The 13,679-nt window shown below is 55.3% G+C and carries 10 protein-coding genes; 3 read left to right on the top strand and 7 right to left on the bottom strand.

Annotation, left to right across the window (positions count from 1 at the left end; genetic code table 11):
* Positions 1 to 63 precede the first annotated feature (63 nt).
* The 3 genes from IEY46_RS32490 (at position 64) to IEY46_RS32480 (ending at position 4,166) form a co-directional block, all read left to right on the top strand.
* Positions 64 to 1,851, top strand: a complete 1,788-nt coding sequence (locus IEY46_RS32490; protein WP_229750701.1) for an L-fucose isomerase — start codon at positions 64 to 66, stop codon at positions 1,849 to 1,851.
* 23 nt (positions 1,852 to 1,874) lie between these two features.
* Complete coding sequence (locus IEY46_RS32485) at positions 1,875 to 2,534, top strand: class II aldolase/adducin family protein (RefSeq protein ID WP_188999407.1); 660 nt, start codon at positions 1,875 to 1,877, stop codon at positions 2,532 to 2,534.
* 144 nt (positions 2,535 to 2,678) lie between these two features.
* Positions 2,679 to 4,166 carry a rhamnulokinase gene (locus tag IEY46_RS32480; RefSeq protein WP_188999405.1) on the top strand — a complete coding sequence of 496 codons (1,488 nt, stop codon included), beginning with the start codon at positions 2,679 to 2,681 and terminating at the stop codon, positions 4,164 to 4,166.
* Between the two features lie 118 nt (positions 4,167 to 4,284).
* On the opposite strand, the gene IEY46_RS32475 is transcribed toward IEY46_RS32480, so the two are convergent.
* The 7 genes from IEY46_RS32475 to IEY46_RS32450 all read right to left on the bottom strand — a co-directional run bounded on the left by IEY46_RS32475 (position 4,285) and on the right by IEY46_RS32450 (position 13,611).
* Positions 4,285 to 5,229, bottom strand: a complete 945-nt coding sequence (locus IEY46_RS32475) for a C40 family peptidase (protein ID WP_188999403.1) — start codon at positions 5,227 to 5,229, stop codon at positions 4,285 to 4,287.
* A 319-nt stretch (positions 5,230 to 5,548) separates the two neighbouring features.
* Positions 5,549 to 7,756: a family 78 glycoside hydrolase catalytic domain gene (locus tag IEY46_RS32470; RefSeq protein ID WP_188999401.1), complete on the bottom strand. Its 2,208-nt coding sequence runs from the start codon at positions 7,754 to 7,756 to the stop codon at positions 5,549 to 5,551.
* Positions 7,757 to 7,765: 9 nt separating this feature from the next.
* Positions 7,766 to 7,840, bottom strand: coding sequence for a hypothetical protein (locus tag IEY46_RS37175; RefSeq protein ID WP_373288936.1), 75 nt, complete (start codon positions 7,838 to 7,840; stop codon positions 7,766 to 7,768).
* Complete coding sequence (locus IEY46_RS32465) at positions 7,825 to 10,008, bottom strand: helix-turn-helix domain-containing protein (protein WP_188999400.1); 2,184 nt, start codon at positions 10,006 to 10,008, stop codon at positions 7,825 to 7,827. Before IEY46_RS32465 ends, IEY46_RS37175 begins: the two co-directional genes overlap by 16 nt.
* A gap of 96 nt (positions 10,009 to 10,104) precedes the next feature.
* Positions 10,105 to 11,733 carry an extracellular solute-binding protein gene (locus tag IEY46_RS32460; RefSeq protein ID WP_188999398.1) on the bottom strand — a complete coding sequence of 543 codons (1,629 nt, stop codon included), beginning with the start codon at positions 11,731 to 11,733 and terminating at the stop codon, positions 10,105 to 10,107.
* 41 nt (positions 11,734 to 11,774) lie between these two features.
* On the bottom strand, positions 11,775 to 12,650 hold the full coding sequence (locus tag IEY46_RS32455) for a carbohydrate ABC transporter permease (protein ID WP_188999396.1): 876 nt from the start codon (positions 12,648 to 12,650) through the stop codon (positions 11,775 to 11,777).
* A 16-nt stretch (positions 12,651 to 12,666) separates the two neighbouring features.
* The gene (locus tag IEY46_RS32450; RefSeq protein ID WP_188999394.1) at positions 12,667 to 13,611 is read right to left on the bottom strand and encodes an ABC transporter permease; all 945 of its coding nucleotides are present in this window, start codon (positions 13,609 to 13,611) and stop codon (positions 12,667 to 12,669) included.
* Positions 13,612 to 13,679: the final 68 nt, after the last annotated feature.

The following is a 13,679-nucleotide window of genomic DNA, read 5'->3' as shown; positions in this document are numbered from 1 at the left end:
TTGTTGCTAATTTAGGGTTATCGGTAACCTTACTATTATTACTCTGGAGAGGAATGGTTCATCATGACTTTGGATCACAGATGGAAAGATGGTTTCCCTAAGATCGGTATTCGTCCGACAATCGACGGAAGACGCAGAGGCGTGCGCGAATCCCTTGAAGATCAAACGATGAATTTAGCGAAAACGGTTGCAGAGCTGCTCTCTTCCGAGCTTCGTTATCCAAATGGCGAGCCCGTTGAATGTGTGATTGCCGACACTTGTATAGGTGGCGTGGCGGAAGCGGCTGCCGCTGCAGATAAATTCAAAAAAGCAGGCGTAGGGTTATCGGTAACCGTTACGCCTTGTTGGTGTTACGGGACGGAAACGATGGATACGGACCCTTCTTTGCCCAAAGCGGTATGGGGCTTCAACGGGACCGGACGTCCCGGTGCCGTATATTTGGCAGCCGTATTATCGGCTCATGCGCAGAAGGGCCTTCCCGCTTTTGGCATCTACGGCAAGGACGTTCAGGATGAAGGCGATTCCGTTATCCCGGATGATGTGAAGGAGAAGCTGCTCCGTTTTGCCAAAGCGGGCTTGACGGTCGCGACGATGCGCGGCAAATCCTATTTGTCCATGGGTTCGGTGTCGATGGGGATTGCAGGGTCCATCGTAGATGAGCGGTTCTTCCAGGAATATCTGGGCATGAGAAATGAATATATAGATATGACCGAATTTGTGCGCCGCATCGATGAAGAGATTTACGACAAAGAGGAATTTGCGAAAGCGCTCGCGTGGACAAAAGAGAATTGCAAGGAAGGCGCGGACAACAATCCCGAAGCCAACGCCACCTCGCGCGAGCAGAAGGACAAGGATTGGGAAACGGTCGTCAAGATGGCCATTATCGCAAGAGATCTGATGATCGGCAATCCGAAGCTGGCGGGGCTTGGTTTTGGCGAGGAAGCAGGCGGCCATAACGCACTCGTTTCCGGTTTCCAGGGGCAGCGCCAATGGACTGACCACTTCCCGAACGGCGACTTTATGGAGGCGATTCTGAACAGCTCCTTCGACTGGAACGGCATCCGTTCCCCGTTTATGGTCGCCACCGAGAACGACAGTCTGAACGGTGTCAACATGCTGTTTGGTTATCTGCTGACCAATACCGCGCAAATTTTCGCCGATGTCCGCACCTATTGGAGCCCGGATGCCGTCAAACGCGTGACCGGCCACGATCTGGACGGCAAGGCTGCAGGCGGACTGCTTCATCTGATCAACTCCGGGGCTGCGACGCTGGACGGGACCGGCGAGCAGCAGCTTGACGGCCAACCGGCAATGAAGCCTTTCTGGGAAATCAGCAGCGAAGAAGCGCAGAAATGCCTCGACGCCACATCATGGAGGCCAGCATCGCTTGAATATTTCCGCGGTGGCGGTTACTCCAGCGATTTCCTCACGCGCGGCGGGATGCCGATGACGATGTCCCGGCTTAATCTGGTGAAAGGCCTCGGACCTGTACTGCAAATCGCGGAAGGCTATTCCGTTGATCTGCCGGATGAGGTGCACCAAACGCTGGATGACCGGACAGATCCGACCTGGCCGACCACCTGGTTTGCTCCGAATCTGACCGGCGAAGGCGCGTTCACCAGCGTCTATTCCGTTATGGATCATTGGGGAGCCAATCATGGCGCCATTTCCTATGGCCACATCGGCGCCGACCTGCTGACGCTTGCGTCAATGCTGCGGATTCCGGTCAGCATGCACAATGTGCCGGGCGATCAGATTTTCCGCCCCCGCACCTGGGGAATGTTCGGTACCGAAAGCACGGAAAGCGCGGATTTCAGAGCATGCGCGAATTTCGGACCGCTTTATAAATAAGCACGGGATAGGAGACTTTTCAGATGCAAAACATGGATACACGCAACGAGCTTTGCAAATATGCCGTCAAAACGGTAGTGAACGGGCTCGTTGTGGGCCCGGGCGGCAACATCAGCGCGCGTGCCGGGGACAAGATGTATTTGTCGCCGAGCGGCTTCGCGATCGAGGAGATCACCCCGGAACAGTGGGTTGAGGTGGATATTCCAACCGGAGAGATTACGGACAACGGACTGCGTCCATCCTCGGAGGTGCTGATGCATCTGTTCTGCTACAGGCAGAATCCGGCTATCGGCGCGATTGTGCACACCCACCCTTCCTCCTGCATCGCATTCACTCTGGTGGAGACCGAGCTGCCGATCATGTTCCCCGACCAAGCGGCGCTGGTAGGCAAAACCGCTTACGTTCCTTATGTCCTGCCAACGACGGATCTGCTTGCCATAGCCGTGGCCGACAAGGTGAACGAAGCAAGCTCCATCCTGCTCGGCAACCATGGCCTGGTCACCACGGGACGGAATTTGCGCGAGGCTTATTACCGGACGCAGGTCGTCGATGAAAGCGCAAAGATCTATATGAGCGCAAGAGCAGTCGGCCCCTTGAAAGTATTGACGGACGAGGAATTCAAGGAAATCGCGTCGCTTGAGAGCGAGGATTACCGCATCAAGCTGCTGCAGCAGATGAAATAGACATATCGATCCGGCCTTAAGAAGCCAGAGACTGCCGCTCGACAACCGTTGAAGGCACAGGCTGACTTCGGCCGGCCATGCAGGGAATACCGGAATTCTACAGCAGCGTTGTAGAAAACATTAGCGAAGGCGGTGGACTCCACAATGAAAAAGCCCCCTGCGGCATTGGCCTTTGACCTTGGCGCGAGCAGCGGCAGAGCGTTTATCGGCGAGCTGGTCACGGGAGAGGACGGCCTCAAGCAGCTGCGGATTACGGAAATCCACCGGTTCGTCAATGAACCGGTGGAGATTGGCGCCCATCTGCATTGGGACATTCTTATGCTGCTCAAGGAATTGAAGGCCGGCATTCTTAAAGCCCATCAGCAGGGCTTTGAACCGGCAAGCTTTGGCATCGACACATGGGGCGTGGATTTTGGCCTGCTTGACCGCAGCGGCGAGCTGCTTGCCAATCCATATCATTACCGCGACCCGCACACGACGGGGCTGATTGAGGAAGTATGCGCCATGATCGGGGAAGACAAGCTGTTCCGCGAAAGCGGGTTGCAGCTCATGCCCTTCAATACGATCTATCAGCTGTATGCGATGAAGAAGGCGGGCTCTGTCCCGCTCGAGCATGCACAGACGCTGCTGCTCACGCCTGATTTGCTCACCTACTTCCTGACCGGAGTGAAAGCATGCGAGTTCACGATGGCGACGACGACCCAGCTGTTCCGGCCCGACGAACGGGTATGGAATGAACCGCTCATGGATCGGCTTGGCATCCCGTCCGGCTTATTTCTCGCCCCTGTGCATCCCGGCACAGAGACCGGCAGGCTGACAGCCGCGGTTTGCGAGGAGCTTGGCGTGCCGTCCATGCGCGCCATTGCAGTCGGTTCTCATGATACGGAGTCCGCGGCGGCGGCTGTTCCTTCCGGCTCCTCTTCCTTTGCTTATCTGATCTGCGGCACCTGGTCCCTACTCGGCACGGAGCTGCCGGACGCTCTGCTGACGCCGGAAGTCAGGGAGCTGGAGTTCTCCAATGAAGGCGGAGTCGGCAATACCTTTCAACTGCTGAAGAATATTATGGGTTTGTGGATTTTGCAGGAATGCAGGCGCAAATGGAACAAAAGCGGTGCGGAGATCTCCTTCGCGGAGCTGACGCACGAAGCCGGTCATGCAGAGGCTTTCCGCAGTCTGATCCACCCCGATGATTTGCGTTTCATGAATCCAAAGGATATGGAACAGGAGATTGCCCGCTTCTGCGAAGAAACGAACCAGCCCGTTCCCCGCAGCAGGGGCGAAACCGCAAGATGTATTCTGGAAAGCCTTGCGCTCAGGTATCATATCGTGCTGGAGCAATGCCAGCGGCTGACCGGCCGGCACTTCTCTGAGCTTCATATGGTGGGCGGCGGCATTCAGAATGAGCTGCTCTGCCAGTTGACCGCAAGCGCCATCGGCCGCCCGGTATGGGCGGGTCCTGTGGAAGCGAGCGCCATTGGCAACATGCTGGTCCAATTTCAAGCCGGCGGCGAGATCGCGGGCATTGAAGAAGGAAAGCAGTTGGTCAAACGCTCCTTTCCCATTCAGACCTATGAGCCGGCCGATGCCGACAAGTGGCAGGAAGCTATCGCCAGATTCAACAGGCTGGCTTAAGGTGCCTGCCGGGCTGACCGATATTCCAGAAACGTCAAACCATCCAGTCTGCCTTCCGAAAGGAAGCCAAACTGGATGGTTTTTTTTGATGCCACGGAGTGCCGCCTCTACCCGGGCTTCACCCGCCTACACGTTTGGCCAGCAGGAAACGTCCTTTCCAGTAATCATTAAAATCCGACATTACCACACCGGGATCCCCGTAAGTCTGGATCATCCTGCCGCTGCCTGCATAAATACCGACATGGCCGACAATCCGATTGGTCTCAAAGCGGTCCGGGGTGTAGAAGAACATCAGATCGCCTGTCTGAAGCTGGCTTTGTGGAATCGTCTGGCCGACCTCCGCCTGATCCCTTGCCGTTCTTGGCAAATCCACGCCGAAGTGGGCATAAACATGCTGGACAAAGGAGGAGCAATCAAATTTATGGGATGCGCTGTAGCTGCTGGACCCAAAATCATACGGCGTGCCGATGTATTTTTTGGCAAACTGAATGATTTCGTCCTTGTCGGCCGGAAGGGACAGGCCTCTCAATTGCCCGTGCCCCAGGGTCATACCAGCCTGCTGCTGCAGGGCAAGTCTTGTCCGGTCATCGATGGGAGTGATCGTGACCTGTCCGCTCTGCTCGTTCCAATGAACCGGAGTAGCCAGCAATGCGGACAAGGTTTCGGTCGTGACGTAGGGTTTGCCGTCAAATAGTTTGGGGGCCTGAGGCAGTGATATGGATCTTTCCCCCGCAGCGGCCTTGCTGTCATTGACCTTAAGCCAATAGGCGGCATCCGTGTTGCCCAGCGCCAGGCGGTCGCCCCTATTGTGCAGATCCAAACTCATAGCGCCGGCGCTTTCCTTCAAGGGAATCCAGAGCCGCCCTCCGCTTTCCCTGTAAACGGGAAGATCGGCGAACACCTCATGATTCGCCACCATAATGCTGGCCGTCCGCCCCTTCTGGCCCGGCGCCTCGGCAGTGTTCATCCCCGAACGACGTCCGGTACATCCCGCCGCCGCGGCAAGCAGCAGGACAGTACAGAGGACCAGGGAGGTTTGAGGCCATTTTCGCAGGAGTCGCATAACGATTACCACCTTTTCCAATGATTATGGATTAGGTTCTTCTGCATGGCCTTAAATTATGCGAACGGAAACGATATCAGAAAACAATCGACAATGCACCTTAGAAGGCGTTATTGCCCCATTACTTTTGGATTCGAGGACAACACAGGCCGGGTGGCCCGCGATAGATCGTCTCCTCGACGAACCTCTCAAGGGCTATTTTCCTTTACTTGCGATTGGCTAAAAATCCTGCCGTCATCCAGTAATAAAACAAGGACGGGGTTCCAACCAGCTCTTGGCTTGCGGAATCCCGCCCTTGTTTCTGGCAATCCGTATACAGCTACCCGCCGGCTGGCCGTCTCAACGTTTGATCCTGGAGGACAAGCTCCGCTTCCGCGCCGTCGTAACGAACCTCCACTATGCCCGCAGGGACAGCGATGCGCAGATGAAACGGCTTCATACCCGGAGGCAGCCGGGGCTCGAATGAAATCTCCTCCCAGCCCGGACTCGCCGGCTTCAAGCCGATGATATCCTCGATAAGCACGGGGATCGGCGCGCTGCCCCAGGCATGGCACAGACTGGTATTCCACTTCTGTTCCTTGCCCCACGCCTCGAAGCAGCTGGTTGCCCCCTCCCGCAGCATCTGGCTCCAGGAATGCTCGTCATCTCCGGTAATCAGCTCATAGATGAGAGGGTGTTCATCCACGCGGGCAAGAGCCTTGAGCACAAAGTAAGCCATATAAACACCGCAGCTGAACCGCTTGCGGCGGATTTCAGCGACAAGAGCAGGCACCGCCTGCTCCGGCGCCAGTCCGAACAACAGCGGGAATACACCCGCATGCAGCGAGCTGTGTACACTGTTCTCCGAGTCGGCAAACAGCCCGCTCTCCGGCCGGTAGAAGGCAGCGAGAAACGCCGCTTTGAACGCCGGAAGCCGGTCCTCATATTCTACCTGCAGCTCATCCTTGAGCTCCTGTACGGTTTTCATGCAGCCGTAATAGAGTGCGTTGATTACATTATGGCAGCCGTTCCCGACCGGACGCGTCAGCGGGAAGTCATAGCCATCGCGCAGATTTTCCGGCCAATCGACGAGGTTCCATTTCTCCTTCACATCGGCCAGCAGCCCGTCTGCACGCTGGTACTTGCGGAAGTAGTCCACGATGCCATCGGCGATAGGCAGCATCTCCTGCAGAAAGGCGGTGTCCCCTGTATGCCGGTAATAGGTGAGCAGCTGCATGGGCCACTGGCAGGAGAAGTCCGCGATTTCCTGCATAAAATTCCCGGGGGCGACCGCCATCATGCCCGGACACACCGCCGTGCTTAAGGCAAAGTCGCGCAGCCCTTTCCGGACCAAACGCGAATCGCCGCTCACATACAAATGGGCATGGCCGATAACGGTATTGTCTCCAAGATACTGCCCCTTCTCCCGGCTGGGACAATCCACATAGGATTCCTGCGCGCAGCTGCGGACAGCGCGGCCGCAAATGTCCCAGATACCGTTCAACAGCCGCTCCTCCGAGCGGAAGCTGCCGCTCTGTCCGGGCGACAGGGGATAATGGCGGACTACAGCGGCGAACGTCCGCTCATCCAGAATTCCGCCTGGTCCGATGATCTCCACATAACGGAACGCTTTGTAATCGAACGGCTCCAGCTCATCCTCGTGCCCGGATAGAGTCCATTGCTCCCGGTAATTGCAGTTGCAGCGCATTTCATAACGTACGCGTCCATGATCGTCCAGCTCTTCCCCGCATCGTACTTCAATAACCGTCCCTGCTTCTCCGCGTGCCCTCATCGTAAATTGGCCGGTTACCTCCTCGCCGAAATCCACCAGATAATGATCCTCTCCGATCCGCTGCACCCGGTCCGGCTTCTTCCGATATACCTCCACGGGAGGCGTGGGTTGCTCGAAAAGCGTGTAACCGGCATGCTCCAGCCCGAGCGTGGCTGGCTTCATCCAGCCGGAATCGTCATAATCCGCCGCGCGCCAACCACGGAAGGCAAGGCGGCTGTCAATATGCTCGATATATTGGGTATCGTAGCCGGTCGTAGCTGCATCCCCGGTGCCATATTCCACCGTGCGCGCGCAGCGCCAGCTTTCATCCGTTTCCGCGAGCGGCACGGTTTGGCCCGCCGTCGTCAGCTCGGCAATCAAACCCTGGCGCAAATCCCCGCTGTTATAGGCGCGGTTCACCAACCCCTGGTAATAGACATGGACGGCGATGATATTGAGGCCAACCGTCATATAAGGAGTGACGTCCAGCCGGTTGTAATGATAATGGAACGGGTATCCCTGGGCCGGCCCCTGGGCGACATAAGCTCCGTTGATATATAGCTTGTAATAATCGTCTGCGCTGATATCCAGTCTTATCTTCTCCATCTGCTCCGCCGCCAGGTTAATCTCTTTGCGAAACAGGGAATGATGATGTTTCAGCTCCGAAGGATGCAAATGTTCCGGCTGCGGCTGCGTCTCCTTGTGCAGCAGCCCGATCGGAGCTATCCCTTGAAAATCCGGATGCCGGATCCAGTTCGCCTGCCAATGTTTATCCATGTTCGTCTCCTATCCGCCTTCCGCTTCCGACGCTGCGCTTCTGCGGTATTCGCCGGGCGTCAGGCCCATCAATTTTTTGAACACCCGGTTAAAGGAAAAATAATGCAGATACCCACCCTGCCCGCAATGTCCTGGATGGGATCAATTGTCGTCTGCAGCAGCTCCTTCGCCCGCAAAATCCGGATGCGGGCCAGATAATCGACGAAATTCTCGCCGATTTCCTCCTTGAACAGACGGCTCAAATTGCTCTGGTGAATGCCGTATTCGGAGCTGAGCAGGCCCAGAGACAAATCAGGACTGTGATAATGGGCTTCAATGTATGCTTTGACATTGCGGATCAGCTCCTGATTTTGCTTGCCGGGACGGAGCTGCTCAAACCGTGCGGCGGCCTCGTCCAGCAGAGCTTCAAGCCGCTCCCGGACGTCCTCCAGCGTATCGAAGTCCTTCAGCACGCCGCTCAGCTCCGGGGTCACCCGGTCCCATGCCTCTTTGTAAGGTGCGGGGAGGTCCCATACTTCCTTGGAGATGTGAAAAACCATGTATTGCAGCAGATTAACCATATCCTGGCGCAAAAACAGCCGGCTTCGCATATGATCCACCAGTTCGGCAAACTTGATCTTCCAGTCTGCGTCTCTCAGCTTGAAAGAATCTGCAATGCTGCGGATCAGCTGCAAATAAACAAACGAATCCAGTTGAAAACCGCGCTCGGTATCGCTATAAGCGATGATCCGGTTCATACCTGCAGAGGATTTATAGGTCAACGCCTCCTCGGCTTCATCGAAGGAGCGCGGAACGTCCCCCAATTCCTCCACAACCGACCCAATCCCGATGGTCACCGTATACTCCAGATTATCCTGAATCCAAATCCGGATTCTGTCGCACAAGACGGCAACCTCCGAGCGGAGTCCAGGCTCTGACCCTTCCGTGCGGAACAGCACGGTCAGCTGCTCGTTCTCCAGCCATTCCGACCAGACGGCTATGCGCATCTCGGCAGCCGTTTCCTTCACGACGCTTGAGATGACGAATTTGATCAGATTCTGATCCTGATAGCTGTACGCTCCGCAGAAGCCGGGATATTTATCGATATCCACAATGCCGATCGCAAGCTCCCGGAAACCGGCCGTCATTCCGAATCTTCCGGTCTCTTCTTCCCAGGCAGAAGCGTCGATTCTCCGTTCCCCGCCAACCAGCTCGATGAAGAACGTTTTTCTGCGGTAAACCAGATTCTCATGATGAACATCGGTGTACAAATTCGCCATTTCCAGCAGATGATTGAATGCCGTCTCGAAGAACTGCGGCTGGCCGCCGGCCATCACGGCCAGCTCCTTCGATCGGGATTTGGAGTAGGACTTGATCCTCCGGACAATAGCGTCAAGCGGTGAGGTATAACGCCGGGTAACGAACACGATTCCGACCGTTCCGAGCACAATTGCCGCAAACCCTAGCACTACCCAGCCGTAAAAGAAATTCAGAATTACCCCGTATGCCGAACCTCCGATCAGGCCGGTCCGCACCTCCCACATCATATAGGAGGATTTCACCAAAGACATGCCCTGCAGATTGCCGTTGATCGAACCGACAATCGCCCGGCCCGAGGCGTCATATACCGCTGTGGAGCCGACATTCTGAGTGGCCATCTCATCCACCATGCCCCGAATTCCGCTGACCGAGACATTGATGACGAGAAATCCCCGGCTTTCGTACTGCAGGGGCACGTTGCGGACCAACGAGACAACCGAAGTGAGAGGATCGAAGCTGAACAGCCTGTAATCGCGCACTCCCGTCCATGTATAGGGAACTTCTCCTCCGCCTGCCAGCTCCTCCGCGAACTCGTGATCGCCGAAGCTGTCGCTGGACATGATCGCATTGGAGGTCAGCACCCGGCGGTCCGCATCCCGGTACAGATAGATGGAGTGGATCAGCGGGTAGCTGACTCCCATGGTTTTAAACTTGTTCGCCAGCCGGCTGTTAAGCAGATATTCACTTTCACCGGTGTCGTCTTTGCGGAACAGGAATGCCTGGATATCGGGATCAGTATCGAGCTCCCTGTAGAATACCCGGTCGATATTCTGCAGGGCTGACTCCAGCGCCTGCATGACATATTTGGCATAGCTGGCGTTGGCGTTGGCCGTCTGCTGGCGCGACATCTGGCTGACGGTCATGAAGAATACGAAGATCAGGAAGAAAATGACCAGATAAAAGATCGGCAAATATGTAGACAGCAGCCGTTGAAACCACGATTTTGTATTCATCGGCATCCCCCTTCCTTCCAGGCCGCTCTCCGGCAAAAACGAAGATCCTACCGGTATCGCGTCATACGCAGCCGGTAGGAAAGGTCCTTCATTTCATTAAAATTTCATATCGTAAAGATCTTTGGTGAATACCCAGCTGTCTTTATTGGCCGCATACCAGTCGGCATACCACGTCTCCAGCTTCTCGCCGTCGGACTTTTTCCACAGCGATTTCGCATCGGCGGCGGCCTGCTCCACCGAATAACCTTTGCCGCTGACAACCGCCTTGTTCCACAGGTCGGCAACCGGCTGGTTCACGTTATTGGCGATGAACAGCATGTCCGCGGGCAGACCCGGCATGTAACCGTCCATCGTAATCGCCGGAATAGGCTGATCCTTGGAAATGTAGAGACTGTAGGCTTTTTTCATCATGTCATAAACATCCTTGTCCAGCGGCTTGGACTGGTCGAGATCCTCCAGATACTTAGTAAATTCATTGATCAGGTGCTGCGATCCGACCATCCGGAAATCGCCCAGCCAGCTGATCTCCTTGTCATATTTGTCTTTGTCGAGGGTGACTTCCTTGCCATTCTCCATTTTGTAATGAACGCCCTCGAGGCCGTACTTCATCGTTTTGACTGTGGATGCGCTGCTCATGAAATCAATCAGTTGCATCACACCCTCCGGGGAAGCGGCTTTGGCATTCACAGCGCCGGACATTTGTATCGGCGCATTGAAGCCGGGACTGAACTGGCCGTATTTGCTGCGCGGAACGGCGATAACCGTCAGTTTGGCATCGGGATTATTGCTTTTGAACGTCTGATACTGGGTATAAATCAGATGCACGCTGCCCGTTGCTCCATAAATCCCGGTCTTGCCCTGGAGGAAATCCTGCTCCGATTTCTTGCCGACATTGTCCGTCAGATAATCCTTGTCGACGAGTCCTTCTTCGAACATCCTCTTCTTGTAGGAAGCTGCCGCTTCGGCCCGCTCCCAATCCTTCTCCAGATTACCGTCACTAATGATCCAGGAGACATTCTGGAACATCGTGTCCACCCAGCCGCCGCCGGCGCCGCTCAGATTGGCACCGAATGTATCCGCTTTTCCGTTGCCGTCCGGATCCTTTCCAGCAAACGCTTTCATGACCTCGAGGGCTTCTTCATCGGTCTCCGGCACTTTCAGACCCAGCTTGTCCAGCCAGTCCTGGCGGATGAACAGAAAGTTGCCGGGAATGTAGCCAAGCACCCGCCCGATTCCATAAAGTTTGCCGTCCGACTTCGTTCCGAGCTTCCGAAGCAGCGGATATTGCTCCAGCAGCTGCTTGTATTCGGTGCTGTGTTGATCGATAAGATCATCGAGCGGCATAATCTGCTTCTGTGTGTACAACTGGTTGAGGAAGTTCGTGTCATATTCCAGTATCAGGTCTGGCGCCTGGCCTGCGGCCAGCAGTGTGTTGAATTTCTTAACAGAGTCGGATCTGGGCACCGGAACGAACTTCACGTTGACCCCCGAGTTTTCATTGACCCACTTGGTCCACAGATTATTATCCACCGTACCGATTTCCTGCGGGATATTGCCGCGGTCGTACATCGACACGGTAATCGACGGCTTCGATTTCCCGGTCTCGCCGGTTTCCCCCGTGGCGGAAGATGCCGGCTTATCCTTGGAGCAGCCGGACAGGATAACTGTAAGAGCAAGCAGACCCGATAAGGTGCAGCCTGCCGTTTTTTTCATGTAGCCTTTCATGAGACCCTCTCCCTATTCAATGAATTCTTCTGGTAAACGGTTTATCCTTTAATGGCCCCAATTAAAATCCCTTTAATGAAATACTTTTGCAGGAAGGGATATAGGATCAGCATCGGCACAATCATGACCACAACTCCCGCCGATTTGATGGACTCCGGCGTAATCGAAGCGAAATCCTCCGGAGACATGGTGCCGATCTCCTGAAGCAGCGACTGGCTTTGAATCATCTGCTGGACAAGCACGGCCAGATTGAATTTTTCCGGTGAATTGATGAACATCATGACATTGAAGAAGGAGTTCCAATGGCCGACGCCATAGAACAGACCGAGCGCCACGATGACAGGCAGCGACAGCGGCAGGAATACCCGGAACAGCAGCCGCCACTCCCCGCAGCCGTCGATTCGCGCCGCCTCCACCAGCTCCTCGGGAATCCCCATAAAGAAAGTGCGCATGACCAGCATATTATATACGCTGACCAGACCCGGCAGCCAGAGCGCCCCGTAGGTATTGATCAGTCCCAGCGACTTGACCAGCAGATACCCGGGGATCAGACCGCCGGAGAACAGCATGGTGAAGACGATGGCCAGGGTAAAGAAACGTCTGCCGTACATGTAACCCCGAGACAGCGGATACGCGCAGAGCAGCGTAAACAGCAGATTGAGGAACGTACCGACCAGGGTGATCTCGACGCTGTTACCCAGCGCTTTCACAATCTGCGTACCGTTCACCAGCTTGTCGTAGGCGACAGCCGTAAAGCCGACCGGCCACAGTGATACCAGCCCCGACACAATCGCATCCTGGTTGCTGAATGACAGGGCAAGCAGATGCACCATCGGCAGAATGCAGCTGAGGGCAAACAACGACAGGATGACGGCGTTCAGTGTATAAAATAGTTTCTCTCCTCGTGAATCTCTCATCTATGTCCCACCCGCCTTACCATAATCCTTGATTGTAGCGCCGGGCGACCCAGTTCGTCAGCAGCACCAGGGTCAAGCCGATAAGTGATTCGAACAGGCCAAGAGCCGTCGCCAGGCTGAATTGCCCCCCGTTGATTCCGGATTTGTAGCTCCAGGTGGAGATAACCTCCGATATGCTGGATACGACTGAATTCTGAAGTACGAATACCTGATCAAACCCAACCTCCATTACGCCGCCGATCGTCAGGATCAGCTGAATGACGATGACCGGGACAAGCGAAGGCAGAGAAATATGCCAGATATGCCGCCATTTGCCGGCTCCATCCATACTCGCCGCCTCATAGAGGGACGTATCGATGGCCGCAAGCGCCGCCAAATAAATAATCGCTCCCCATCCCGCTCCTTTCCAGATGCCGGCCCCGACGAAGATCGAGATCCAGGAGCCTTCATGGTAAAGGAAAGCGTACGGTTCGCCGAACAGCGCTTCCACGACTGTATTGACGATACCCGTCTGCTGGGAAAAAATCGTAATCACGATCTGTCCCACGATAACCCAGTTCAGAAAGTGGGGCAGAAAGACCGCCGTCTGGACCGTTTTCTTGAACCACAGCTTCCGGGCCTCATGGATAAGGAGCGCCGTCAGAATGGGAAACGGGAAGCCGACGACAATTTGCAGAAGACTGAGGATAAACGTATTGCGCAGGATATTCTGCATATTCGGATTGGAGAACAGCAGCTTGAAATGATCCAGCCCCACCCAGGGGCTTCCCCATATCCCGTCGGTGAAATTATAATCTTTGAAGGCCACCACGAGCCCAAGCATCGGGATGTACCTGAACACAAGGAAGTACACGATGATCGGGATAAACATCACGAATAAAGGGATGTTGATGAGAAGGCGCTTTCGGTCGAACAGTTTTCGGCGGTCTCCCGCGCGATTCCGGGACAGTGTATTTTCCATTTTTTCATTACCGCCTTTATGCCAATCTCTTTCGGCTGCAGCCAACTCCCATCCTAAAGCAGGCGGAG

Source organism: Paenibacillus nasutitermitis, from assembly GCF_014641075.1.
In the GTDB taxonomy this organism is placed as follows: domain Bacteria; phylum Bacillota; class Bacilli; order Paenibacillales; family Paenibacillaceae; genus Paenibacillus_Z; species Paenibacillus_Z nasutitermitis.
Note: the sequence above shows the minus strand (reverse complement) of the source record. Positions and strands in the feature narration are given on the sequence as shown.